The organism is Azoarcus olearius (genome assembly GCF_001682385.1).
GTDB classification, from domain to species: domain Bacteria; phylum Pseudomonadota; class Gammaproteobacteria; order Burkholderiales; family Rhodocyclaceae; genus Azoarcus; species Azoarcus olearius.
The window spans coordinates 3,528,528-3,553,440 of the sequence record NZ_CP016210.1 but is presented as its reverse complement, the minus strand read 5'-3'; the positions used below and the strand labels follow the sequence as shown (position 1 = coordinate 3,553,440).

Sequence of the window (24,913 nt, the reverse complement as noted above, 5' to 3'; positions counted from 1 at the left end):
GTCGCTACCTCCTGCTTACGCCGAGATCGCTTCGATGCGAAGCTCGGTGTAGTTCTGACGATGCCCCTGGTGCTTCTGGTAGTGCTTGCGGCGGCGCATCTTGAAAATCTTGACCTTGTCGTGACGGCCGTGGGAAACCACGGTCGCCTTGACGGCGGCGCCGGAAACCACCGGGGTGCCGATCTTCACCGACTCGCCCTCGCCGACCATGAGAACCTGGTCGATGGTGATTTCGGAACCCACGTCGGCCGGTATCTGTTCTACCTTGATCTTTTCGCCGGCGGCCACGCGATACTGCTTGCCACCGGTTTTTATCACCGCGTACATGGTGTTGCTCCGTTGATGGTTTTGCAAAGAATCGCGCACTCTAGCGATGAGGCGAGGAAATGTCAATGTTAATCGGCACTTAGTCGCGGCAACGGGCAGGGCGCGGCGGGTGCCCCCGCACCCGCTGGCGCGCCGGCGGGCCAGCGCGCGGCTGCACCGCGATAGTGCAAAAGGCGAATAGAATGGGGCTCCCGTTTCTTCGCTCCAGCCGATGTCCGATCCCAATCGCATCGCCGATCCTGCCGAGGCCATGTTCGCCTGGCTTGCTGCCGAGCCGGCCGACGATCCGATCGTCGACCTGGTGGCGCTGCGCACCCATCTCGTCGCGCTCAACGAGGGGGCGGTGTCGTCCGCCCGGCTGCAGGGCTGTGCCGACCAGTTCGACATCCGCGTCCGCGACCTCAGCAACCGTCTCCGTCCGCGTCTGCTGACGGCGACGCTGCCGTTGCCGCGCGACCTGCACCAGGCGATCGGCGATCTCGTTGCGGCGCTGCTCGATCTCGCCGCGGTATTTCGCCGTCTGGTGGAAGACCTGCGCCAGCGCTGGCTGCGCACCCAGATCGTGGAGGCGGCGACGCTGGTGGCGCAGGCGCTTCAGCTGCTGAGCGAGGCCGGTTTCAATGCCGTCATGGCGGGCAGCACCCTGCCGTTCGGCCTTTGGCAGCATGCTCACGCGCTCGCCGTTGGCGCGGCGCGCCAGGAAGGCGGCAGGGACGGCGAGATCGGCGCGCAGGCCCGCTGGGCATTCCACTACAAACGGCTGTTGTGTCTCGCGGTGGTGCAGCCCGAAAGCCTCACGCCGCGCGAGTTGTCCTGGCTGTTCGAGTATCTGGAAGGGGCTGCCGGACGGGCGCGTCTGGAGCGCGCGCCGGCTCTGCTGGACAGCGCCGCCTACTGGATAGACCCGGCGCAGGATAGCCCGCCCGTGGCCGTCGCGCGGCGTGCGGCCCCGGACGTCGATGGCCTGTGGTGTTTCGACCCGGCGCCGTTGGCGCGCCGCGTGGCCGAGCAGATCGAGTGGCTGGAGAACCGCATTCTCGAAGCGGAGGTGGTGGGGCTGGAGCGCGACGGCGAGCTGCTGGCGTCCGACCTCTCCGGTCTGCCCGAAGGGCTCACGCCGGTGGAGGTGCTGTCGCTGTTGCGCCGCCTGCGCGACCGCTGGAGTGCGCCGCTGCTGCGCGAGCAACCGCGCCGGCGCCACCAGTACACCGTGCAGGTGTGCGCGGGCCTGCGGGCGATCTGGGACCTGGGGCGGCACGGCGAGTCGTCGGCCCGGCTGGCCGAGTGGTTGGTACTGAACGAGAGCCCGGGCGGTTACGCGATCATGTGCGTGGCCGGCATCGAGGGCGTGCTGTCGGCGGGGATGGCGCTGGCCTTGCGCCGCGGCGCCGGGCAGCCGTGGACGATCTGCATCGTGCGCTGGATCCGCAGCGACAATCCCGACCAGGTGGAACTGGGGCTGCAGGTGGTGGCGCAGGACTTCACTGCGGTGCAGATCGCCTTCCGCAACGCCGATACGCCACACACCGTGCCGGCCTTGATCCTGCCGCAGCTGGACTCGGTGCGTCGCGCGGAGGCGCTTCTTGCGCCGGCCGGCAGCTACGTGTCGCGACGTTTTGTGCTGATGCAGGAGGGCGAGCGCCTGTACGTGGCGCAATGCCGCGCGCTCGGCCTCGATCTGCAGACGGCGAACATCGAACTTTTCCAGTACGAGATCGACCCCTATCCGACCTGAACGGCGCCGGCGGAGGTGTTCGCCGCGGCAAGTTCGGCGAGGCTGAGGTCCGCCGCCTGCAGCCCTTCGCGCAGCCGCTCGGCGACGATGCGGCCCCCGCGCCCGGGGCTCAGGGCGCTCCACGCCGTGAGATCGAGCGCGAAGCGCTGCAGTACCGCGCTGAGACGGATATCGGAGGCGGCCCGGGTGAGCACCCAGTCGCCGCCCTCGGTGCGGCTGGCGATGCCGCATTCGCGCAGGCTCTCCAGCAGGGCCTCGGCGGCGTGCTCGGCGAGATTGGTGCGTCGGCGGAGCGCCGCGAAGCCGACCGGGCGGCCGTCGTATTGCGCTTCGGCCAGTGCCGCGAGCATTTCCACCGCGGCCCACGCGCGATCGCCCGGAAACGCGGGCAGCATGCGCTGTCGCTCCAGAAAGGCGGGCAGCGTGGCGGTGATCAGCGCGCCGAGCAGGATCACGGTCCAGGACAGGTAGAGCCACAGCAGGAAGATCGGCAGCGCCGCGAAGGTGCCGTAGATCAGCGTGTAGGTCGGAAAACCGGCGATGAAGAGTCCCAGGCCGCGTTGCATCAGCAGGAACACCAGCGCGGCGCAGAGCCCCCCCGCCAGCGCGTGCAGCAGCCGCACCGGGTGGTTGGGCACGGCGTAGTACAGGAAGCTGAACAGCGCGCCCAGCAGCAGCGGCGGCAGCGTTGCCGCGGCGATCTCGCCGATCCACGGCAGCCGGTCCGACCATTCGGCCGAGGTGCTGACGAGGTAGCCGGTCGCCACCACGCTGCCGCCCAGGATCACCGGGCCCAGCGTCAGCATGAACCAAGAGACGGTGATCCGCATCAGCAGCGGGCGGCGGTGCCGTACCCCCCAGATCTGGTTGAACACGCGCTCGATCGTCGCGAGCAGCATCAGCGCGGTCACCGCCAGCATCGCGGTGCCGATGAGCGTCAGGCGCGCAGCCTTCTGCGAAAACTGCAGTGCGTAGGTGGTGATGATGCGGCCCGCGCGATCCGGCAGCAGGTTTTCGAGCAGGAAGTCCTTCAGCGAGGCGCCGAGTTTGTCCATGCCGGGCAGATTGCCGAAGACGCCGATCGCGACCGTGAGCAGCGGCACCAGGGCGAGCAGGGTGGTGAATGCGAGGCTGCCGGCCACCTGGGGGCAGCGGGTTGCGGAGAAGCGTTCGCCGAGCAGGCGAAGGAAGTCGCGGGTGGGGTGTAAGTGCATCGAAGGTGCCCCGGGGGCGGCGGCGGTGCGCGCAAGGCGCGTGGTTATAATGCCGCCCATTCTATCGGCTCGCCCTCCCCATGCAGGAAATCCTCGTGCTGTACTACAGCCACCGCGGTTCTGTCCGCGCACTGGCCGAAGCGCTCGCGCTCGGCGTTCATCAGGTGCCGGGCATGGCCGCGCGGGTGCGCACGGTGCCGCGCGTGTCCACCGTCTGCGAAGCGGTGGAAAGCGACGTCCCGGCGGACGGACCGCCCTACGTTGAGCCGGCGGACCTGCAGGAGTGCGTGGGTCTCGCGCTCGGCAGCCCGACGCGATTCGGCAACATGGCCGCCCCGGTGAAGTACTTTCTGGATGGTCTTGCCGGCCCGTGGGTGAATGGCACGCTCACCGGCAAGCCCGCCTGCGTCTTTACGTCCACCGCCAGCCAGCACGGCGGCCAGGAGTCGACGCTGTTGTCGATGATGGTGCCGCTGCTGCATCACGGCATGCTGCTGCTCGGCCTGCCGTATTCTGAACCGGCGCTCAATGCCACGCGCAGTGGCGGCACGCCCTACGGTGCCAGTCACGTTGCCGGGGTCGATGGCAGTGCGGCGCTCACCGAAGACGAGCGCACGCTGGCGGTGGCGCTCGGGCGTCGCCTGGCGGAAACCGCCCGTCGCCTTGGAGGTGCGCGATGAGTACGCGCGCGTGGTCCATCGTTGCCAGCGCGGCGCTGCTCGCGCTGATCGTGCTGTGCGTGCTCTGGGAAGGCTGGCTGGCGCCGCTGCGCCCGGGCGGTTCGTGGATGGTGCTGAAGGCGCTGCCCTTGCTGCCGGCCGTGTTCGGCATCTTGCGCGGGCGTCGCTACACCTACCAGTGGATGTCGATGCTCAGCCTGCTCTACCTGACGGAGGGGGTACTGCGGGCCCACGACCCGGGTCTCATCGGCTGGCTCGCGCGCGCGGAGTTCGTCCTCGCACTGCTGCTGTTCTTCTCGACCATGCTGTACGCGCGCGCCAGCGCGCCGTCGCGGCAGCCGCGCTGATCACTCGCGGCAAATGAAGAAGGGGGCAGGCGCCCGTTGGCGTCTGCCCCCTTCTTCGTGCGCGTGGTGCTGGTTCAGACTTGCGGGTTGAGTTTTTCCGAGCCGCCGCAGAGCTTGTTGAGCGCGTTGAGGTAGGCCTTCGCCGAGGCGACGATGATGTCGGTGTCGGCGCCCTGGCCATTCACCACGCGGCCGTCCTTGGCGAGGCGCACGGTCACCTCGCCCTGCGCATCGGTGCCGGTGGTGATTGCGTTGACCGAATAGAGCAGCAGTTCGCTGCCGCTGCCGGCCACCGACTCGATCGCTTTGAACGCCGCATCGACCGGTCCGGAACCTTCCGCCTGGCTGCGCGTTTCCTGGCCGCCGATCGCGAGCGTGACTTCGGCGCGCGGCGTTTCGCCGGTTTCCGAATGGAAGCGGGTGGCCACCAGACGGAAATGCTCCTGCTCGGGCGTCACCGCCTCATCGCTCATCAGCGCGTGGAGATCCTCGTCGAAGATCTCGTGCTTCTTGTCGGCAAGTTCCTTGAAGCGGGCGAAGGCATGGTTGAGCTGTTCTTCGGAGCCGATCTCGATACCCAGTTCCTGCAGGCGCGCGCGGAACGCGTTGCGCCCCGAGTGCTTGCCGAGCACGAGCTTGTTCGCGCCCCAGCCCACGTCTTCGGCGCGCATGATCTCGTAGGTTTCACGATGCTTGAGCACGCCATCCTGGTGGATGCCGGATTCGTGCGCGAAGGCGTTGGCGCCGACGATGGCCTTGTTCGGCTGCACCGGGTAGCCGGTGATCTGCGACACCAGCTTGGATGCCGGGACGATCTGCGTGGTGTCGATGTTGGTGCTGACCGGGAACACGTCGGCCCGGGTACGCACCGCCATGACGATCTCTTCGAGCGACGCGTTGCCGGCGCGTTCGCCCAGGCCGTTGATCGTGCATTCCACCTGACGCGCGCCCGCCATCACGGCGGCGAGGGAATTCGATACCGCGAGGCCGAGGTCGTTGTGGCAGTGCACCGACCAGATCACCTTGTCCGCGTTCGGCACGCGCTCGATCAGGGTGCGCAGGGTCGCGGCGTACTGCTCCGGGACGTTGTAGCCCACGGTGTCGGGTACGTTGATCGTCTTTGCACCGGCCTTGATCACCGCGTCGAAGATGCGGCACAGGAAGTCGATCTCGGAGCGGCCCGCGTCCTCGGCCGAGAACTCGATGTCATCGGTGTATTCGCGCGCCCAGCCGATCGCCTTCACCGCTTGTTCCACCACCTGGTCCGGCGTCATCCGCAGCTTCTTCTCCATGTGGATCGGGCTGGTCGCGATGAAGGTGTGGATGCGGCCGCGGGCGGCGGGGCGGATCGCCTCGCCGGCGCGGCGGATGTCGTTCTCGTTGGCGCGCGCCAACGAACAGACGGTGGATTCCTTGATTGCCTCGGCGATCGAGCGCACCGACTCGAAGTCGCCGTTGGAGGCCGCCGCAAAGCCGGCCTCGATCACGTCGACCCGCATGCGTTCGAGTTGGCGCGCGATGCGCAGCTTCTCGTCGCGGGTCATCGAGGCGCCCGGGCTCTGTTCGCCGTCGCGCAAGGTGGTATCGAAGATGATCAATGCGTCTTTCATGGGAGGCTCCTGGGCATTCGGGGTGGCAGCGCGCGAGCGCCCCGGGCGGGGTGCGTCGGCTGCGGGGAAGGCTTCACGAAGAGGGGTATGAGTATTAGCGCGCGGGGCGCAGCAGCGGGCCGAGCGGCAACAGGCCCGCCGGGAGGCGGGGAAGCGACGGGAAAGGGAGGGGGTCGCGTCCGGAATTCATGCGCCCGACTATAAAACACCGGTTTGCGCGTGTGAACCCCTGCTCCGGCGATGGGCGCGATAGCGGATTTTGATGGAAACGCGGCCGCCGGCGGGGGATGTCGCCGGGCGGCTGAAAGCAGTGACGGACGTTTGGGCGCTGGAAGGGGTTTCCCCGTCGGCGTGCGCGGGGAACCCGGGGGTTCAGCCGCGGGCCAGGCGCGCGGCGTGGGCCTCTTCCAGCATCCGCCACTCGGCGTCATTCCACAGCTGCTGATGCCGGCGCAACTGGCTCAGGTCCCGTTCCGCGGCGGCGCGACGGGTGATCCGGTAGCGCATCTTCTCCAGGTCCAGCAGCGCCAGTTCGGGCTGCCCGCCGTTCAGACGGACCATGATGTGCTTGTCGTAGAGGCAGCCGTGCTGCAGGCGTGCGCGGTGCATGCGGCCGAGCAGGTCGCCGAGATCGATGGCGAGCCGGCGTCGTGTCGCGGCGTCGAGCCGGCCGATCGAGGGCAGCGGCACGAAGCCGGTCAGGGCCTTGGTGGCCAGCACCGCATCGATGCCGCCGAAGTCGCGGCGGACGCCGTGATACAGCACTTCCGGCACCGCGATTCCGAGCGCTTTCACCCGGCGGAGATAGAAATGTTCGCGACTGGCGGTGGGCCAACCGAAAGGATGGAGGGCGCCGCGGCACTGGTGGTTGCGTTGCCGCTTCACATAGCACTGTTCGCCCTGCCATTGGCTGCGCACCACGCCGCTCCAGCCGCCGCGACGCTCGTTGGGCGGTTCGACGAACTCTCCCGGCAGGGCCCACCACGCTTCGAAGTCCGAACGCGTCGGGGCGACGTAGGTGTAGGACGTCGTCAGCGTGCCGCTCATTTGTCCACCCGCCGCAGGACGTAGACGCGCCACATTGCATACAGCGGCAGGAAGTCGAAGTGCCCCAGGATGTCGAAGCCGGCGCTGGCGAACTCCGCTTCTATCGTCCGCGCCGGCGTCACGAAACGGTTCTGCAGGTCGCGGGCGCCGGCCAGCGCGCGGCGACGTTCCAGGCGGGCACGTTTCCAGGCCTTGTAGTTGCCGTCCACCCACAGCGACACGATCACGGTGTCGCGGGTGACCCGATGGAATTCGCGCAACATGGCCACGCGGTGCGCGGGTTCGCCGATGTGGTGCAACAGGCGCATGCAGAAGATGGAATCGACCGCGCGCTCTGACAGATCGATGTCGAAGGCCGAAGTCTGGAAGGTCTGGACCCGTGCGACGACCTCGGGCGCCTGCGAGCGCCGCGCGACCGCGAGCATGTCGGCCGAATTGTCGCCGGCGAGGATCACGCGGTTGGGTTGCTCGGCGAGCAGCGGCCAGAAGCGGCCGGCGCCGCACGGCAGATCGAGCACGAGCGTAGGATCGCCGGCGAGCTGCAAGGCCTTGCGGGCAAGCTGCTCGTCGCGCAGGTGGGACAGCCGGCGCGCAATGCCGTCGCGGTGCTTGTCGAAATACGCGGCGGCGTGGTGGTGGTCGTACTTGTCGGAAAAAGGCAGCCGGATCGGCTGCGGGCCGGACGCGCGCATGGAGGGCTCCGTAGGGGACATGGAGCCGCAGCTTAGGTCGGGCGGCGTGAGCGGCCCGTCAGCGGGGTGTCAAATTTCCGTGAGGCCGGGCGGGGCCAGACCGACCCGGAAGTGACAGCCGCCGCCCTCCGCTTCGGCGAGCGTGATCGACCAGCCCTGCTGTTGGCAGATCCGCTGCACCAGCGACAGGCCGAGTCCGATGCCGTCGCCGCGGCTGTGGCCGCCCCGGACAAAGGGCTGGAAGATGCTCAGCCGTTCGGACTCCGGGATGCCGGCGCCGCTGTCCACCACGCTGAAGGCGCCGTCCTCGAGGATCAGGCGGACGCCGCCCTGGTCGGTGTAGTGCAGTGCGTTGCGCAGCAGGTTGGACATTACCGCGCGCAGCAAGGGAGCGGGATAGGCGCCGTCGGTGGTCAGCTGGTCCTCGAGCCGCAGCGTGAGGCCGCGCAAGCGCGCCTCCTCCTGCCAGCGCCCAGCCTGCTCCTCGGCGATCGTGCGCAGCCCGGCGTGCGCGACCCCTGCACCTTTCCTGCCGTTGCCGCGGGCAAGGCACAGGAAGGTTTCGACGAGTTCGCGCATTTCCTCGCAACCGTGCTGCAGGCGGCGCAACTGCTCGTGGGCGCGGGTGCCCGCGGGCAGTTCTTCGAGCAGCAGCTCGCAGGTGCTGGCGATGGCCATCAAGGGCGTGCGCAACTCGTGGCTGACGTCGCTGGTGAACAGCGTTTCGCGCTGCAGCGCCTGGCGCAGCTGGCCCAGCGTGTTGTCGAAAGCGCGCGCAAGCTGGCCGACCTCGTCGTCCGCGTAGTCGGGCGCGAGCGGCGGCGCGAGCGGCAGCAGCTGGTCGCGGTGCTGCACCTGTCCGGCGAGCCGGATTACCGGGGCGATGACGCGGCGCGCGGTGGTCACGCCGATCGCGAAGGCGGCCGCCACGCTCAGCGCAAAGCCTGCCCACACGGTGGTGAAGGTGGTGCGTTCGCGGCTTTCGAAATCCTCCTGGTCGAGCAGCAGTACGTAGCGCAGCCCGTCCTGGTCACGCACCAGGGTCTCGTATTCGACGTCATCGCGGATGACTTCGTGAAAGCCCGGCTCCAGGTCCCGCAGCCATTCCGGCAGGGGCGGATCGGTCGGCGCGCCGCTGCGGTAGAGGTAGAGCCCGGCGCTGAGCCGCAGCGACGCCGCGCCTTCACCGCTCTCGATCACGAAGTCCAGCTGCCTGTCCATCGCTTCGGTGACGAGCTGGTCTTCGGCAAGGCTGATCGCGGTGACGACGCCGGCGGAAAAGAGTCCGGCGACGACGCAGGTCATCAGCGTGAACGCGACGACGATGCGGCGCGCGAGGCTGCGCTCAACCCTCATGCGCGGCAAGGCGGAAGCCAACGCCATGCACCGTATGGAGCAGGGGGGTCGGGAAGGGCTTGTCGATCTGTTGCCGCAGGGCGTGGATGTGGCTGCGCAGGCTGTCGCTGTCGGGCGGCTCATCGCCCCACAACGCGGTTTCGAGCGCTTCGCGGCGCACCACCGCAGGGCTCTTCTGCATCAGTACCGCGAGCAGCTTGAGGCCGATCGGGCCCAGATGCAGCGCTTGTCCGGCGCGGGTCACTTCGAGCGTATCGAGATCGTAGTCGAGGTCACCCACGCGCAGCCGCCGCCGGCCGCCACCGCGGCTGCGCTTGAGCACGGCCTCGATGCGCGCGACCAGTTCGGACAGCGCGAACGGCTTGGTCAGGTAGTCGTCGGCCCCGGCGGAGAAACCGATCAGGCGGTCGTCGAGCGCATCGCGCGCCGTCAGCATGATGATGGGCGTGTCGCTGCGTTCGCCTTCGCGCAGGCGCTTGCACAGCGTGAAGCCATCCATGCCGGGCAGCATCACGTCGAGCACGATCAGGTCGAAATGGTGGGTGGCGGCGAGGTGCAGGCCGGTCAGCCCATCCTGCGCGCAATCCACCTCATAGCCTTTCAGCGTCAGGTAATCGGCCAGGTTGGCGAGGATGTCGCGGTTGTCCTCGACGATCAGCAGGCGCGTGTTCATGCGGCAGCGAGCAGGTGGGGGCGCTGCTCAGTGGCCCGCGGCATCGGTGCCGCTGCGGCCGCGAATGACTGCCTGACGGCGGCGGCGACTGCTCCAGCGCCACGCCCACATGACGTAGCCCGAGGCCGCATACACCAGGAACAGCGCGAACAGCACCACCGGCGGGTTGCTCGACACCAGGGCGAAGGCCATGACCGGCGCGATGACGACGATGAAGGGCACGCTCTTGCGCAGGTTGAGGTCCTTGCCGCTCCAGAACAGCACGTTGCTGACCATGGAAACGCCGGCGATGATCGTCAGGATGCAGGCGTACCAGCGGACGTCGTCGCCGGTGACGCCGTTGTCGATCGAAACCCACACCAGGCCGGCGATCAGCGCGGCCGCCGCCGGGCTGGGCAGTCCCTGGAAGTAGCGTTTGTCGACCACGCCGATGTTGGTGTTGAAGCGCGCCAGGCGCAGCGCGGCACCGGCGCAATAGATGAACGCGGCGATCCAGCCGAGCTTGCCCATGTCCTTCAGCGCCCACTCGTACACGACCAGCGCCGGAGCGGCGCCGAACGACACCATGTCGGACAGCGAGTCGTACTCGGCGCCGAACGCACTCTGGGTGTGGGTGAGGCGGGCGACGCGGCCGTCCAGGCTGTCGAGCACCATGGCGACGAAGATCGCGACCGCTGCCACCTCGTAACGCTGGTTCATCGCCTGCACGATGGCGAAGAAGCCGGCGAAGAGCGCGGCAGTGGTGAACAGGTTGGGCAGGATGTAGATGCCGCGGCGACGCTTCTCGAGCGCGATCAGGGGTGGTTGATCAGGTTGGTCCACGAGGTCGGGTCGGGCTGGGATGGAACACTCATTCTAGCGCATCGTGCGCGGACCGGCCGCCGGGGGTGTAAACGCAGCGCGGGCCGGTCGCCGCTGACAGCGGCGCCGGCCCGCGCGGAACCAGGCGTGAAGCTTAGTTCTTGGACTTGTCGACCAGGGCCTTGGCCTTGATCCACGGCATCATGTCACGCAGCTGGCCGCCGACCTGCTCGATCGGGTGCTCGGCATTGAGGCGACGACGCGCGGTCATGCTCGGGTAGTTGGTCTTGCCTTCCTGGATGAACATCTTGGCGTATTCGCCAGTCTGGATGCGCTTGAGCGCGTTGCGCATCGCTTCACGCGACTGGGCGTTGATGACTTCGGGGCCGGTCACGTACTCGCCATACTCCGCGTTGTTGGAGATGGAGTAGTTCATGTTGGCAATGCCGCCTTCGTACATCAGGTCGACGATCAGCTTGAGTTCGTGCAGGCACTCGAAGTAGGCCATTTCCGGCGCGTAGCCGGCTTCGGTCAGGGTTTCGAAGCCCATCTTGACCAGTTCCACCGCGCCACCGCACAGCACGGCCTGTTCGCCGAAGAGGTCGGTCTCGGTCTCTTCCTTGAAGTTGGTCTCGATCACGCCGCCCTTGGTGCCGCCGTTGGCCGCCGCGTACGACAGCGCGATGTCCTTGGCCTTGCCGGACTTGTCCTGGTAGACCGCGATCAGCGACGGCACGCCGCCTCCGCGCAGGTACTCCGAGCGCACGGTGTGGCCGGGGCCCTTCGGGGCGACCATGATCACGTCCAGATCTTCACGCGGCACGACCTGGTTGTAATGCACGTTGAAGCCGTGGGCGAAGGCCAGGGTGGCGCCCTTCTTGATGTTGGGCTCGACTTCTTCCTTGTAGACCTGCGGGATGTTCTCGTCCGGCAGCAGGATCATGACCAGGTCGGCGGTCTTCACGGCCTTGGCGATTTCCTCGACCTTGAGGCCGGCGGCCTTGGCCTTGTCCCACGACGCGCCACCCTTGCGCACGGCGACGGTGACCTTGACGCCGGAGTCGTTCAGGTTCTGCGCGTGGGCGTGGCCCTGCGAGCCGTAGCCGACGATGGTGACCTTCTTGCCCTTGATCAGGGAGAGATCGGCGTCCTTGTCGTAATAGACTTTCATGTTTTTCCTTTCAGCTTTCTAGGGCGGGGAGTGCCGGCGGCGGCCAGGATGGGAGCGCGGCCGCCAGCCGCAAAACGGGAGGCGGTGAATCAGAGCTTGAGCACGCGGTCGCCGCGGCCGATGCCGCATACGCCCGAACGTACGGTTTCGAGGATCAGCGCCGGGTCGATCGCGCCGATGAAGGCGTCGAGCTTGGACTGATTGCCGGTCAGCTCGATGACGTAGGACGCGTCGGTCACGTCGATGATGCGGGCGCGGAAGATGTCGGCGGTGCGCTTCATCTCCTCGCGGTCCTTGCCGGTGGCGCGGACCTTGATCAGCATCAGCTCGCGCTCGATGTGGGCGGCTTCCGAGATGTCGACCACCTTGACTACCTCGACGAGCTTGTTCAGCTGCTTGGTGATCTGCTCGATGATGTCGTCGGAGCCGGTGGTGACGATGGTCATGCGCGACATCGAGGCGTCTTCGGTCGGCGCCACCGTGAGCGACTCGATGTTGTAGCCGCGCGCGGAGAACAGGCCGGAGACGCGCGACAGCGCGCCGGATTCGTTTTCGATCAGCAGGGAAATGACGTGACGCATGGTGGTTTCGGTCCGGGGCGGGTTAGGCGAGGTACGGGCTGAACGGGTGACGGCTTACAGGTCTTCGGCCGAGAGGATCATCTCGGTCAGGCCCTTGCCACCCTGCACCATCGGATAGACGTTCTCGGTCGGATCCACCTGGAAATCGAGGAAGACGAGGTCGTTCTTGTGCGTCGTGAAGGCTTCGCGCAGCGCGCCTTCCACGTCCGCGGGCTTGTCCACGCGGATGCCGACGTGGCCGTAGGCCGAGGCCAGCTTGGCGAAGTCCGGCAGCGAATCCATGTAGGACTCGGAGTAGCGACCGCCGTGGAAGAGCTGCTGCCACTGCCGGACCATGCCGAGGTAGCGGTTGTTGAGGTTGCAGATCTTGATCGGCAGGCGGAACTGCTTGCAGGTGGACAGTTCCTGGATGCACATCTGGATCGAGGCCTCGCCGGTGACGCAGGCAACCGGCATGTCCGGATGGGCGAACTGGGCGCCCATGGCATAGGGCAGGCCGACGCCCATGGTGCCGAGGCCGCCGGAGTTGAGCCAGCGGCGCGGCTTGTCGAAGCGGTAGTACTGCGAGGCCCACATCTGGTGCTGGCCGACGTCGGAGGTGACGATGGCGTCGCCGCCGGTCACTTCCCACAGCTTCTGGACCACGAACTGCGGCTTGATGATCTCGTCCGAGTTCTTGTATTCCATGCACTTGCGGCTGCGCCAGTCCTCGACCTGCTTCCACCACGCGGCGAGATTGCTCGCGTCCGGGCGGGTGGGCGCAGCTTCGAGCTGGCGGATCATCTCGTCGAGCACGTCCTTGAGGTCGCCGACGATGGGCACGTCCACCTTGACGCGCTTGGAGATCGACGAGGGGTCGATGTCGATGTGGATGATCTTGCGCGGCTCTTCGGCGAAATTGGCCGGGTTGCCGATCACGCGGTCGTCGAAGCGGGCGCCGACGGCGAGCAGCACGTCGCTGTAGTGCATCGCCATGTTGGCTTCGTAGGTGCCGTGCATGCCCGGCATGCCGAGGTACTGGCGATCGGAGGCGGGATAGCCGCCCAGGCCCATCAGCGTGTTGGTGACCGGGAACCCGAGCAGGCGGGTGAGCTTGGTGAGTTGTTCGGCCGCATTGGCCAGCACCACGCCGCCGCCGGTATAGATCATCGGGCGCTTGGCTTCGAGCAGCAGCTGCACCGCCTTCTTGATCTGGCCCTGGTGGCCCTTGACCACCGGGCTGTACGAGCGCATCGAGATTTCCTTCGGATACTCGAAGTCGCACTTGGCGATGGTGATGTCCTTGGGGATGTCGACCAGCACCGGACCGGGACGGCCGGTCTTGGCGAGGTAGAAGGCCTTCTTGATGGTGGCGGCGATGTCGCGCACGTCCTTCACCAGGAAGTTGTGCTTCACACAGGGGCGGGTGATGCCGACGGTGTCCACTTCCTGGAAGGCATCCTGGCCGATTGCCGCCGTGGGCACCTGGCCGGAGATGATGACCATCGGGATCGAGTCGCAGAACGCGGTTGCGATGCCGGTGACGGCATTGGTGGCACCCGGACCGGAGGTGACCAGCGCGACGCCGACCTTTTCGGTGCTGCGCGCGAAGCCGTCGGCGGCGTGCACAGCGGCCTGTTCGTGGCGGACGAGAACGTGGCGGACCTGTTCCTGCTGGAAGAGCGCGTCGTAGATGTAGAGCACGGCGCCGCCGGGGTAGCCGAACACGTATTCGACCTTTTCTTCCTGCAGACACCTGATTACAATTTCTGCTCCGGTCAGCACCATCGAAAACTCGCTCAGTATCACGTTCAAGGAAACGACGAACGTTACCGTCCGCGGGGGGATTGGTCAAGGCTGCGGCGCGCCGCGGCAGCGCGCCAGATGACCGGCCTTCTCAAGGACTTACCGCTGGCTTCCCGGGTCGAACTCTCCGCGTTTCTCGCAGGCGTTGAAAAGCGCGCGTTCAAGCAGGCCGTGTGGTCCTTGCGCGACGAGGAGGCCGCCCTCGATGCGGTCCAGGATGCAATGCTCAAGCTGTCGTCGCGCTACGGCGATCGACCGGCCGACGAGCTGCCGATGCTGTTCCAGCGCATTCTCCAGAACGTCGTGCTGGACATGCACCGTCGACTGCGCGTCCGTCGCACCTGGGTGTCCCCGCTCTCTTCGCTGCAACTTGAGGCCGAGGAGGATAACGATCCGCTCGACACGCTCGCGGCCGACTGCGCGCGTACCGACCGGGAGACGCCCCACGCGCAGTTCGAGCGCAAGCATCTGCTGGGTTTGCTCGAACGGGAAATCGCGCGCCTGCCGAACCGTCAACGGGAGGCTTTCCTGTTGCGTTACTGGGAGGAGATGGACATCGCCGAGACTGCTGCGGCGATGGGGTGTTCCGAAGGGAGCGTGAAGACGCACTGCTCGCGCGCCACGCACACGCTGGCGGCGGCATTGAAGGCAAGGGGGGTGGGGCTATGAGCCTGCGGCAGCATGCCGATGACCGATTGACGGACGAAGATGCCACGGCGCGACGCATCGCAGCCTGCCTCGACCCGCTCGCCCAAGAGATCGATCCCGCCATCGCGCGCCGCCTCGCGGCTGCCCGCAACCGCGCGCTGGCGGGGCATCGGCCGCATGCCGGCCCGGCGCGGCGCTTGGTCGCGGCGCTCGCGCTCGACGGCATCTTCCAGCCCCGGGTGCGGCAGATGTTCGTGCTCTTTGCGCTGGTGTGCGCGGCACTCGTGCTGGGCGGCCGGCACGGCGGACAGGCGGAGGGCGGCGAGTTCGACGAGATCGACGCGGCGCTGCTGTCGGATGAGCTGCCGATTGACGCTTACCTCGATACCGACTTTTCGCGATGGCTGGAACAAGATCCGCGCTCCTGATCGTGCTCCTCGGTGCGGCGCTCCAGGTCGGCCAGGCAGTGGCCGCAGCCGACGACTGGGGCTCGCTGCCGCGCCGCCAGCGCGTCATCCTGGCGCCGCTCGCCGATGACTGGAGCGACATGAAGCCCGAGCAGCGCCGCGAATGGCTGGGGATCGCCGCCCGCTACGGCCGCTTGTCGCCCGAAGAGCAGCAGCGCATGCAGGGGCGCATGCAAGCCTGGGCCCGGCTGCATCCGCAGGAACGAGATCAGGTCCGCGATCGCTACCGCACCCTGCGCGGGATGCCGGCCGAAGCGCGCGGACAGGTGTATGCCGAGTGGGAGCGCTACCGCAGCCTGCCACCCGAAGCCCGCACGCCGCAGGGAGGCGCTGGCGGCGGGGTGACCGAAACCGGCGGGCGTTGAGAGGATAGATGGTCAAGCAGTCGAAGAAGCACGGTGCGGCGCTCGCCGCAACCGCAGAGAGCACGCGTGTCGTCGTCGAGGTCGCGGGTCTGCGCCGCAGGCTCGCGAGCATGTTGTACGAATCCATGTTGTTGCTGGGCGTGCTCGCACTCACGTTCATGGTTCCCTACTTGGTCATCGGCGCCCTGTTCCAGGTGGCGCCGCCGGGATGGCTGGGCTGGCTGCATCTGTTCGTCGTGCTAGGGTGCTATTTCGTCTGGTACTGGCGGCGCAACGGCCAGACCTTGGCGATGCAGACCTGGCGGCTGAAGATCGTTACCGCGGACGGACAGCCGCTGGCGCTGGGGCGTTGCTGGCTGCGATATGCACTGGCGTGGCCCTCGGTGCTGCTGTTCGGGGTCGGCCTGCTGTGGGCGTTGATCGACCGCGATCGCCAGTTCCTTCACGACCGCCTTGCCGGCAGCCACGTGGTGTTGCTGCCGCCCGCGCAGAAGGCCTGACCGGCGCTGCCGCGGAGCCTCGCGGGGTCGATCAGCCGCACAGAATGGCGGCGGCGTAGAACTTTCGCGCGGCGCCGCGGTTTAACCGGTCGATATATGTCCCGGTTGCCGTCATGGATAGAACTTCCCCCGCCGCTGAAGCGGCTGCGTTTGCCCACGCCGAATCGATCACGCACGCGCTGGAGGCCGGCCGTGTAGATCGGCGCGAAGGCTTGTCTGCCGACGAGGCCGCGCGCCGCCTGAAAGCGCTCGGCCCCAACGAACTGCCGCCGCCCCGCCGCCGTCCGGCGCTGCTGCGCTTCCTGCTCCAGTTCCACAACGTCCTCATCTATGCGCTGCTGGTCGCGGGCGCGGTCACGCTGGTGCTTGGCCATCTCGTCGATGCCGGGGTGATCTTCGGCGTGGTCCTGATCAACGCCGTGATCGGCTTTCTGCAGGAGGGCAAGGCCGAGCGCGCGCTGGACGCGATTCGCGGCATGTTGTCGCCGCGGGCGCAGGTGCTGCGCGACGGCACGCGCCACGAGTTGCCGGCGAGCGAGCTGGTGCCGGGCGACATCGTGTTCCTGGCCGCGGGCGACCGCGTGCCCGCCGATGTGCGTTTGATCGAAGTGCGCAGCCTGCGGGTCGAAGAGGCCGCGCTGACGGGCGAGTCGCTCCCGGTGGACAAGGTGATCGAGCCTGTGGCCCGCGACGCACCGCTGGGCGACCGGCGCTGCATGGCCTATTCGGGCACGCTCGTCACCTATGGGCAGGGGGTCGGGGTGGTGATTGCCACCGGCGCGGCCACCGAGATCGGCCGCATCAGCACGCTGCTGGGCGAAGTCGAAGGCATGACGACGCCGTTGCTGCGCCATATCGCCGCCTTCAGCCGGATGCTCACCTGGGCCATCCTCGCGATCGCGGCGGCGGCGTTCGCATTCGGCATCGTGTTGCGCGGCTACCAGCCGGGCGAGATGTTTCTCGCCGCGGTGGGGCTTGCCGTGGCGGCCATCCCGGAAGGCCTGCCGGCGATCATGACGATCACGCTCGCGATCGGCGTGCAGCGCATGGCGCGGCGGCGCGCGATCGTGCGGCGGCTGCCGGCGGTGGAGGCGCTCGGGTCGGTTACGGTGATCTGCACCGACAAGACCGGGACGCTGACCCGTAACGAGATGACCGTGCAGCGCGTGATCACCGGCGACGGCGTGGTCGCGGTGTCGGGCGTGGGCTACGGGCCGGCGGGCGGGTTCGAGCGCGACGGGCGCGAACTGGAGCTGGCCGAGGCGCCGCTGCTTGAACTCATCGGCCGCACCGCCCTGCTGTGCAACGACGCTGCCTTGCGCAACGAGGGCGGGGAGTGGAAGGTCGTCGGCGACCCCACCGACGGCGCGCTTCTGACGCTGGCGGCCAAGGCCGGCGTCGACCTCGACTTCGAACGCGAGGCGCGGCCGCGCACCGACGTCATCCCGTTCGAGTCCGAGCACTGCTTCATGGCCACGCTGCACCATGACCACCACGGCGCCGGCGTGGTGCTGCTCAAGGGCGCGCCCGAGCGCGTGCTGTCCCTGTGCTCCCAGCAATCGGCGGCCGATCCGCAAGCGCAGCAGCCCTTGGCGCCGGAGCACTGGCATGCGCAGATCGAAGCCGCGGCGGCCGATGGCATGCGGCTGCTGGCTGTGGCGATGCGCCGCGGCGAAGACGGGCTTACCGCGCTGACCTTCGCCGATATCGAACGCGGCGGCTTCACGCTGCTCGGCGTGCTGGCGCTCAGCGATCCGCCACGCGCCGAGGCGGTGGAGGCGGTGGCGAACTGCCGTTCGGCCGGCATCCGGGTCAAGATGATCACCGGCGACCATGCCGTCACCGCACGCGCGATCGGCGCCGCACTCGCCCTCGCGCCCGAAGTGCGGGTGATGACCGGCGCCGAGATCGAGGCGCTGGATGATGACGCGCTCGCAGCGCGCGTGGTGGATACCGAGATATTCGCCCGCGCTAGCCCAGAGCACAAACTGCGGCTGGTGCGTGCGCTGCAGGCGCGCGGCGAGGTGGTCGCGATGACCGGCGACGGGGTCAACGACGCACCGGCGCTCAAGCGCGCCGACGTCGGCGTGGCGATGGGGCGCAACGGCACCGAGGCGGCCAAGGAGGCGGCAGAAATGGTGCTGGCCGACGACAACTTCGCTTCCGTCGCCGCGGCGGTGGAGGAGGGGCGCACCGTCTACGACAACATCCGCAAAGCCATCGCCTACATCCTGCCGACCAACATCGGCCAGGCCGGCATGGTGTTCTTCGCGGTGGTGTTCGGGCTGACGATGCCGATCACGCCGGCGCAGATCCTGTGGGTCAACATGATCACCGCGGTCACGCTCGCGCTCGCGCTCGCGTTCGAGGCACCCGAGCCGGACATCATGCGGCGCCCGCCGCGCGACCCCGCCGAGCCGCTGCTGACCGCCTTCCTCGGCTGGCGCATCGTTTTCGTCGGGCTGCTGCTGGTCGGCGGCGGCATGGGGCTGTTCCTGTGGGAGTCCGCGCGCGGCGCGGGGCTGGAGGCTGCGCGCACGGCGGCGGTGAATGCGCTGCTGATCGGCGAGGTGTTCTACCTCTTCAATGTCCGCAGCTTCTCCGCGTCGATCCTCAATCGCGCGGGCTTCTTCGGCAACCGTTACGTGCTGCTCGCGATCGCGCTGCTGCTCGCGTGCCAGTTGCCATTCACCTATCTGCCGGCGATGCAGGCCTTGTTCAGCACCGCGGCCATCGGCCTCGATGCATGGCTGCGCATCCTCGCCTTCGGTCTGCTGGTGCTGTTCGCGGTGGAGGTCGAAAAAGCCTTGCTGCGCCGCCGCCTCACCCATCGCGCCCGTCAACTCGAGGAGGCCAACCCTTGACCCCGCAACCCATTCCTCATCTGCTCGCGGCAACCGACCTTTCCGCCCCGGCGCGCCACGCGGTCGCGCGCGCCGCCCTGCTGTCCGCCGAAACCGGCGCCCGGCTGGGGCTGTTGCATGTTGTCAGCCTGGGGGCGCTCGATGCGCTGCGCGGCTTGCTGACGAGCGACGCCGATGCGGTCACCACCCGCCTGCTCGACGAAGCCCGGGATGAGGTCGGTAGGCTGGCCACAGAGCTTGCCGAGCGTTACGGCGCGGCGCCGGAAACGCATCTCGCGGTGGGCGCCGTGGTGCCCGAGATCGCCGCCTGCGCCGACGCCTGCGACGCCGGCCTGCTGGTGATGGGGGTTCGCGGCGCGGGCTTCATGCGTGACCTGCTGGTCGGCTCGACCACCGACCGGGTGTTGCGCAAGCTCACCCGGCCGCTGCTGGCGGTGCGGCAGATTCCGCACGAGCCCTACCGCAGGGTGCTGGTGCCGGTGGATTTCTCGCCGCGTTCGCTGGCGGCCCTGCAACTCGCGCGCAGGGTCGCGCCTCGCGCCGATCTGGTCCTGCTCCACGCCTTCGAGGTGCCCTTCGAGGGCAAGCTGCGGCTCGCCGGCGTGGAGGACGAAACCCTGCACAGCCTGCGCGTGGCGGCCAAACGCCATGCCGTCGAGCGGCTCAACGCACTCGTCACCGCGGCCGGGCTCGAGGATGCCGGGGTGCGCCGCATCGTGCTGCACGCGGACCCGACCACGCTCATCCTCGAGCAGGAGCAGGAGCAGGATTGCGACCTCATCGTCATCGGCAAGCACGGCCAGAGCGCGCTGGAGGACATGCTGCTCGGCAGCGTCACCAAGCATGTGCTGGCCCGCGCCAGCGCCGACGTGCTGGTCGCGGACCGTACGCCCGTCTGAGCCGGGCTCAGGTTCTGCTGGCGTGCCGGCGGGGCTACACTCCGGGTTTGGCCGCGCGCTCGTCGCGGCAGCCGGAGTCCCCATGAAAACAGAACACGCCCCAACCATCGCGCGCGCCGATTACCGGCCGCTTTCCTGGACGGTCGAACGCATCGACCTTCACTTCCAGCTCGATCCCACCGCCACCGTGGTGACCAACCGCATGGTCTGCGTGCGGAATCCGGCGGCGGAGCCGGGCCCGATCCGGCTGTGGGGCGAGGCCCAGGAGCGCCTTGCGCTGACGGTGGATGGCGCGGTCCCGCAGGGGTTGCGCGAGAACGCCACGCTGCTCGAAATCGACGTCGAAGGCGAACGCGCGGTGGTCGAGATCCGCAGCCGGATCGACCCCAAGGCCAACACCACCTTGTCCGGCCTGTACCTGTCGAGCGGCGGCTTCTTCACGCAGTGCGAGGCCGAGGGCTTCCGCCGGATCACCTGGTTTCCGGACCGTCCGGACGTCATGGCGCGCTATACCGTGACGCTGGAGGCGGACCGCGCCAGCTGCCCGGTGCTGCTGTCGAACGGAAACCTGCTGGAGACCGGCGAATTGCCGGGCGGACGGCATTACGCGCGCTGGGAAGACCCCTTTCCCAAGCCCTCTTACCTGTTCGCGCTGGTGGCGGCCGACCTGGTGGCGCTGGAGCGCGAAGTGGAGACGGCATCCGGGCGCAAGGTGCTGCTGCAGGTGTGGGTGGCGGCGGCCGACATCGATCGCGTCGAGCATGCGATGGACTCGCTGGTGCATTCGATGCGCTGGGACGAGGAAACCTTCGGCCTGGAACTCGACCTCGACCGCTTCATGATCGTCGCCGTGGCCGATTTCAACATGGGGGCAATGGAGAACAAGGGCCTCAACATCTTCAACACCAAGTTCGTGCTGGCCAAGCCCGACACCGCCACCGACATCGACTACGAGAACGTCGAGAGCGTGGTGGCGCACGAGTACTTCCACAACTGGACCGGCAACCGCGTCACCTGCCGCGACTGGTTCCAGCTGACGCTGAAGGAAGGCCTGACGGTATTCCGCGACCAGCAGTTCTCCGCCGACATGCTGGCGCGTGCGGCCGGCCCGGAAGGCGCGGCCTCGGCACGCGCGGTCAAGCGCATCGACGATGTGCGCGTGCTGCGCGCGGCGCAGTTCCCGGAAGATGCCGGGCCGATGGCGCACCCGATCCGCCCTGACAGCTACCAGGAGATCAACAACTTCTACACCGCCACGGTGTACGAGAAGGGCGCCGAAGTCATCCGCATGCTGCACACCCTGCTGGGGCCGGAGGGCTTTCGCAACGGCATGGACCTCTACTTCAGCTACCACGACGGCCAGGCTGTCACCTGCGACGACTTCGTGGAGGCGATGTCGGAGGCCAACAATGGCTTCGACCTCGACCAGTTCATGCGCTGGTACAGCCAGGCCGGCACGCCGCGCGTGGGCGCGCGCGGCGAGTGGAACGCGGCCGACGCCAGCTACACGCTGACGCTGACCCAGCACACCCCGCCCACGCCGGGCCAGGACGACAAGCTGCCGCTGGTGATCCCGGTCGCGGTCGGCCTGATCGGCCCCGACGGCAAGGACATGCCGCTGCAATTCGATGGCGAGAAGCAGGCCGGGCCCACCACCCGGCTGCTGACGCTGACCGAAGCCGAACAACGCTTCCGCTTCATCGGACTGGCGGCGGAACCGGTTCCTTCGCTGCTGCGCGGGTTCTCGGCGCCGGTGATCCTGGACGTGGAGGAGAACGACGCACGCCTGGGCTTCCGCATGGCGCACGACGCCGACCCCTGCAATCGCTGGGATGCGGCGCAGCGCTACGCCGAGCGCGTCATCCTGGCGCTGGCTCGCGCCCACGCCGAAGGACGCGTCGAGCAGGCCCCGGCCGCCTTTGTCGCCGCCTTCCGTGCACTGCTGACCGATGCCACGCTTGACCCGGCGTTCCGCGCCCAGGCGGCAGCCCTGCCGGGCGAAGCCTATCTGCTCGAACGCATGGCCCCGGCCGATCCGGCGGCGCTGCGGGCCGCGCTCATCGGTCTGATGCGCGAGCTGGGCGAATCGCTGGCAGCGGACTGGCTCGCGCTGTTCGAGTCGATGCAGGTTCCCGGCCCCTACCGCTATCACCCCGCCGACGCCGGCCGGCGCGCACTCGCCAACCTCGCGCTGCGCTACCTTGCCGCGGCGGGCGACGCCGCGGGCCTCGGCCACGCCCAGGCCGCCTTCGAGCGCGCCGGCAACATGACCGAACGCTTCGGCGCGCTGGCGGCACTGGTGCAGAGCACGAGCCCGGCGCGCGACGCGGCGCTGGCGGCCTTCCAGGCCCGTTACCGCGACGATGCGCTGGTGCTGGACAAGTGGTTCGCGCTGCAGGCCGGCGCATGGCGCTGGCAAGCCGACAGCGCGCCGACGCTGGAGCGGGTGCGTGCGCTGATGACTGACGCAGCCTTCAGCCTCGCCAACCCGAACAAGGTCTATGCGCTGCTTGGCACCTTCTTCCGGGCCAACGCCGCGGAGTTCCATGCGGCGGACGGCAGCGGCCACGCGTTCTGGGCCGATCAGGTGATCGCGCTCAACGCGAAGAATCCCCAGGTGGCGGCCCGCATGGCGCGCGCGCTGGAGAACTGGAAGCGCTATACGCCCGCGCTGCAGGCCAGCATCCGGCCGCAGCTCGAGCGCGTGCTCGCCGCGGCGGGGCTGTCGCCCGACGTCGAAGAAGTGGTGGGCAAGGCGCTGGGATGAAGCGCCCGCCCGGTCCGCGCCCGCCCGGTCGGCGCGCGCGGACCGGAGCGGCACGGCCGCGGGCAGTGCCCGCGGCCTGCCGTCAATTCACCGCGATGTCGCCGGCGATGTAGCTGGACAGGTGGCGGATCGTCGCCTGCTGCTGGCTGACCACCGACTTCACCATGTCGCCGATCGTCACCATGCCGACGATGCGGCCGTGGTCGACCACCGGCAGGTGGCGGAAGCGGTTCTCGGTCATGATCGCCATGACCTCGTCTACCGTGTGGGTCGGCGTTACCGTGCAGGGGTTGGGCGTCATCAGCTCGCTGACGCTGACGTCGCGCGAGCCGAGGCCCTTCAGCACCACCTTGCGGGCGTAGTCGCGCTCCGTGAAGATCCCCACGAGGCGCTCGTTGTCGACCACGATCACCGAGCCGATGTCGAACTCGGCCATCACCCCAAGCGCTTCGAATACCGAGCAGTCGGGCCGCACGGAGTAGGTCCGGCTACCCTTTTCTTCCAGGATCTGTCTGACGGTCACGGTCATCTGCATCTCCCTTGCAAGCGTGGTGGTGGCGTGCTGCCGCACAGCAGCACGTTTCCAGCATAGCTTGGGCCGAGGAATTTGCAGTGGCAACGCGGGCGAACCCTGATCCCGGAATGGGCAGGGGCGTGGCGTCAGATTTCGAGATTGTCGATCAGGCGGGTGCGGCCGAGGCGGGCGGCGGCCAGCACCACGAGCGGATCGTCGGCATGCACCGGCGGCTGGAGGTCGGCCTGGCGGCGGATGGCGATGTAGTCGGGCGCCCAGCCGTGGGCTTCCAGCTGCGCCATTGCCTCGGTTTCGAGCTTGAGGAAGTCGTGGTCGCCCGCGCGCACCGCGTCGCGGATGCGGCAGAGCAGCGCGTAGAGGCGCGGCGCCTCGGCGCGTTCTGCGGCGGAGAGGTAGCCGTTGCGCGAGGACAGCGCGAGGCCGTCGTCGGCACGCACGGTGTCGCCGGGCAGCACTTCGATCGGCAGCGCGAACTCGCGCACCATGTTGCTCAGCACCATCAGCTGCTGGTAGTCCTTCTTGCCGAACAGCGCGACGTCCGGCTGGACGATGTTGAGCAGCTTCAGTACCACGGTGGCGACGCCGCGGAAGTGGCCGGGGCGGAATTCGCCGTCGAGAATGGAAACCTGCGCCGGCGCCGGATCGACGTGGTAGCGCTGCGGCTGCGGGTACATCTCGGATTCGTCAGGCGCGAACAGATGGGCGACGCCGGCTGCCTCCAGGCGCTCGATGTCGGCCTGCAGCGTGCGCGGGTACTTGTCGAAATCTTCGTTGGGGCCGAACTGCAGCCGGTTTACGAAGATGCTGGCGATCACGCAATCCGCCCGGCCGGCAGCCTGGCGCATCAGCGCGATGTGGCCATCGTGCAGGTTGCCCATGGTGGGGACGAGGGCGACGCGGCCGGCGCGGGCGCGGGCTGCACGCAGGCTGGCGACGGTGGTGTGGATTTGCATGGCGGCGTCCGCGGGATCAGTAGCAGTGTTCGGCGGCGGGGAAGCTGCCGTCCTTCACGGCGGCGACATAGGCCGCGACCGCCGCGTCGATGCTGGCGGCACCTTCCATGAAATTCTTGACGAAGCGGGCCTTCTTGCCGGGATAGACGCCGATCATGTCGTGCAGCACCAGCACCTGGCCGCTGCAGTCGGCACCGGCGCCGATGCCGATCGTTGCCATCGTGGACAGGCTGCGGGTGATGTCGCTGGCGACTGCCGCGGGCACCATCTCGAGCACGGCCAGCGCGGCGCCGGCCTGTTCCAGCGCCAGCGCGTCGGCCTTCAGCCGGGCTGCGCCTTCTTCACTGCGGCCCTGCACGCGATAGCCGCCGAGTTGATGCACCGATTGCGGCGTGAGCCCGATGTGGGCGCAGACCGGCACGCCGCGCTCGACCAGGAAGCGCACGGTCTCGGCCATGAAGGCACCGCCTTCGAGCTTGACCATCTCGGCACCGGCCGCCATCAGCCGGGCGGCGTTGCGCATCGCCTGCTCGGGGCTTTCCTGGTAGCTGCCGAAGGGCATGTCGGTGACGACGAAGGGGCGCGAGCTGCCGCGCACCACGCATTCGGTGTGATAGGCCATCTGCTCCAGCGTGACCGGCAGCGTGGATTTCTGGCCCTGCAACACGTTGCCGAGCGAATCGCCCACCAGCAGCACGTCGACGCCATTGCGTTCGAGCAGCGCGGCGAAGCTCGCGTCGTAACAGGTGAGCATGGCGATCTTGCGGCCTTCGGCGCGCATCTTGCCGAGTTCGAAGAGCGTGACGGGCTTGTCGTCCTGAAGATAGCTCATGGCAGACTCCGTAGGGAGGCGGGAGTTTTCCGCAAACTGATGCGGCGCACAAGTGGGCGCGGCG

General features: G+C 68.2%; 24 protein-coding genes. 10 read left to right on the top strand and 14 right to left on the bottom strand.

Annotated elements, in window-relative coordinates; all coding sequences use genetic code 11:
• Positions 1 to 15: 15 nt before the first annotated feature.
• Complete coding sequence (rplU, locus tag dqs_RS16265; RefSeq protein WP_011766892.1) at positions 16 to 327, bottom strand: 50S ribosomal protein L21; 312 nt, start codon at positions 325 to 327, stop codon at positions 16 to 18.
• Between the two features lie 211 nt (positions 328 to 538).
• On the opposite strand from rplU, the gene dqs_RS16260 reads away from it, so the two are divergent.
• On the top strand, positions 539 to 2,062 hold the full coding sequence (locus dqs_RS16260) for a hypothetical protein (RefSeq protein WP_065341145.1): 1,524 nt from the start codon (positions 539 to 541) through the stop codon (positions 2,060 to 2,062).
• Here dqs_RS16260 and dqs_RS16255 read toward each other — a convergent pair.
• On the bottom strand, positions 2,050 to 3,276 hold the full coding sequence (locus dqs_RS16255; protein WP_011766890.1) for a YihY family inner membrane protein: 1,227 nt from the start codon (positions 3,274 to 3,276) through the stop codon (positions 2,050 to 2,052). The genes dqs_RS16260 and dqs_RS16255 overlap by 13 nt on opposite strands.
• 80 nt (positions 3,277 to 3,356) lie before the next feature.
• On the opposite strand from dqs_RS16255, the gene wrbA reads away from it, so the two are divergent.
• Together wrbA and dqs_RS16245 are read left to right on the top strand one after the other, a co-directional pair.
• Positions 3,357 to 3,956 (top strand): NAD(P)H:quinone oxidoreductase, encoded by a 600-nt coding sequence (gene wrbA / locus dqs_RS16250; protein WP_065341144.1) that lies wholly within the window; start codon positions 3,357 to 3,359, stop codon positions 3,954 to 3,956.
• Positions 3,953 to 4,303 (top strand): DUF2069 domain-containing protein, encoded by a 351-nt coding sequence (locus dqs_RS16245; protein ID WP_011766888.1) that lies wholly within the window; start codon positions 3,953 to 3,955, stop codon positions 4,301 to 4,303. The genes wrbA and dqs_RS16245 overlap by 4 nt, the downstream gene beginning before the upstream one ends.
• A gap of 74 nt (positions 4,304 to 4,377) precedes the next feature.
• Here the strand turns inward: dqs_RS16245 and dqs_RS16240 are convergent, their stop codons facing one another.
• From dqs_RS16240 to dqs_RS16200, 9 genes are all read right to left on the bottom strand, one after another.
• Entirely contained in the window at positions 4,378 to 5,913 is a 1,536-nt protein-coding gene (locus tag dqs_RS16240) for a 2-isopropylmalate synthase (protein ID WP_011766887.1), read from the bottom strand.
• 372 nt (positions 5,914 to 6,285) lie between these two features.
• On the bottom strand, positions 6,286 to 6,960 hold the full coding sequence (locus tag dqs_RS16235) for a lipopolysaccharide kinase InaA family protein (RefSeq protein WP_065341143.1): 675 nt from the start codon (positions 6,958 to 6,960) through the stop codon (positions 6,286 to 6,288).
• Entirely contained in the window at positions 6,957 to 7,652 is a 696-nt protein-coding gene (locus tag dqs_RS16230) for a class I SAM-dependent methyltransferase (protein ID WP_065341142.1), read from the bottom strand. Before dqs_RS16230 ends, dqs_RS16235 begins: the two co-directional genes overlap by 4 nt.
• A gap of 69 nt (positions 7,653 to 7,721) precedes the next feature.
• The gene (locus dqs_RS16225; protein ID WP_065341141.1) at positions 7,722 to 9,008 is read right to left on the bottom strand and encodes a sensor histidine kinase; all 1,287 of its coding nucleotides are present in this window, start codon (positions 9,006 to 9,008) and stop codon (positions 7,722 to 7,724) included.
• A complete protein-coding gene (locus dqs_RS16220; protein WP_011766883.1) occupies positions 8,998 to 9,681 on the bottom strand; it encodes a response regulator transcription factor in 684 nt (227 codons plus the stop codon). Before dqs_RS16220 ends, dqs_RS16225 begins: the two co-directional genes overlap by 11 nt.
• 27 nt (positions 9,682 to 9,708) lie before the next feature.
• Complete coding sequence (gene pssA, locus dqs_RS16215) at positions 9,709 to 10,503, bottom strand: CDP-diacylglycerol--serine O-phosphatidyltransferase (protein ID WP_179947996.1); 795 nt, start codon at positions 10,501 to 10,503, stop codon at positions 9,709 to 9,711.
• A gap of 133 nt (positions 10,504 to 10,636) precedes the next feature.
• Positions 10,637 to 11,653, bottom strand: a complete 1,017-nt coding sequence (gene ilvC / locus dqs_RS16210) for a ketol-acid reductoisomerase (RefSeq protein WP_011766881.1) — start codon at positions 11,651 to 11,653, stop codon at positions 10,637 to 10,639.
• An 89-nt stretch (positions 11,654 to 11,742) separates the two neighbouring features.
• Positions 11,743 to 12,234: an acetolactate synthase small subunit gene (gene ilvN / locus dqs_RS16205; RefSeq protein ID WP_011766880.1), complete on the bottom strand. Its 492-nt coding sequence runs from the start codon at positions 12,232 to 12,234 to the stop codon at positions 11,743 to 11,745.
• Between the two features lie 54 nt (positions 12,235 to 12,288).
• Complete coding sequence (locus tag dqs_RS16200; RefSeq protein WP_065341140.1) at positions 12,289 to 14,001, bottom strand: acetolactate synthase 3 catalytic subunit; 1,713 nt, start codon at positions 13,999 to 14,001, stop codon at positions 12,289 to 12,291.
• A 96-nt stretch (positions 14,002 to 14,097) separates the two neighbouring features.
• Between dqs_RS16200 and dqs_RS16195 the strand changes: the two genes are divergently transcribed.
• The 7 genes from dqs_RS16195 (at position 14,098) to pepN (ending at position 22,529) form a co-directional block, all read left to right on the top strand.
• Positions 14,098 to 14,688 carry an RNA polymerase sigma factor gene (locus tag dqs_RS16195; RefSeq protein WP_011766878.1) on the top strand — a complete coding sequence of 197 codons (591 nt, stop codon included), beginning with the start codon at positions 14,098 to 14,100 and terminating at the stop codon, positions 14,686 to 14,688.
• The gene (locus dqs_RS16190; RefSeq protein ID WP_065341139.1) at positions 14,685 to 15,095 is read left to right on the top strand and encodes a DUF3619 family protein; all 411 of its coding nucleotides are present in this window, start codon (positions 14,685 to 14,687) and stop codon (positions 15,093 to 15,095) included. Before dqs_RS16195 ends, dqs_RS16190 begins: the two co-directional genes overlap by 4 nt.
• Positions 15,068 to 15,499: a DUF3106 domain-containing protein gene (locus dqs_RS16185; RefSeq protein ID WP_065341138.1), complete on the top strand. Its 432-nt coding sequence runs from the start codon at positions 15,068 to 15,070 to the stop codon at positions 15,497 to 15,499. Before dqs_RS16190 ends, dqs_RS16185 begins: the two co-directional genes overlap by 28 nt.
• Positions 15,500 to 15,507: 8 nt before the next feature.
• Positions 15,508 to 15,999, top strand: a complete 492-nt coding sequence (locus dqs_RS16180; protein ID WP_084018611.1) for an RDD family protein — start codon at positions 15,508 to 15,510, stop codon at positions 15,997 to 15,999.
• 113 nt (positions 16,000 to 16,112) lie between these two features.
• Complete coding sequence (locus tag dqs_RS16175; RefSeq protein ID WP_065341137.1) at positions 16,113 to 18,863, top strand: cation-transporting P-type ATPase; 2,751 nt, start codon at positions 16,113 to 16,115, stop codon at positions 18,861 to 18,863.
• Positions 18,860 to 19,762 (top strand): universal stress protein, encoded by a 903-nt coding sequence (locus tag dqs_RS16170; protein ID WP_065341136.1) that lies wholly within the window; start codon positions 18,860 to 18,862, stop codon positions 19,760 to 19,762. Before dqs_RS16175 ends, dqs_RS16170 begins: the two co-directional genes overlap by 4 nt.
• Positions 19,763 to 19,844: 82 nt before the next feature.
• The gene (pepN, locus tag dqs_RS16165) at positions 19,845 to 22,529 is read left to right on the top strand and encodes an aminopeptidase N (RefSeq protein ID WP_065341135.1); all 2,685 of its coding nucleotides are present in this window, start codon (positions 19,845 to 19,847) and stop codon (positions 22,527 to 22,529) included.
• Positions 22,530 to 22,611: 82 nt separating this feature from the next.
• On the opposite strand, the gene dqs_RS16160 is transcribed toward pepN, so the two are convergent.
• The 3 genes from dqs_RS16160 to panB form a co-directional block, all read right to left on the bottom strand.
• Positions 22,612 to 23,058: a CBS domain-containing protein gene (locus dqs_RS16160; RefSeq protein WP_041642742.1), complete on the bottom strand. Its 447-nt coding sequence runs from the start codon at positions 23,056 to 23,058 to the stop codon at positions 22,612 to 22,614.
• 131 nt (positions 23,059 to 23,189) lie between these two features.
• Positions 23,190 to 24,017, bottom strand: coding sequence for a pantoate--beta-alanine ligase (panC, locus tag dqs_RS16155; protein ID WP_011766870.1), 828 nt, complete (start codon positions 24,015 to 24,017; stop codon positions 23,190 to 23,192).
• 16 nt (positions 24,018 to 24,033) lie between these two features.
• A complete protein-coding gene (panB, locus tag dqs_RS16150) occupies positions 24,034 to 24,849 on the bottom strand; it encodes a 3-methyl-2-oxobutanoate hydroxymethyltransferase (RefSeq protein ID WP_065341134.1) in 816 nt (271 codons plus the stop codon).
• Positions 24,850 to 24,913 lie beyond the last annotated feature (64 nt).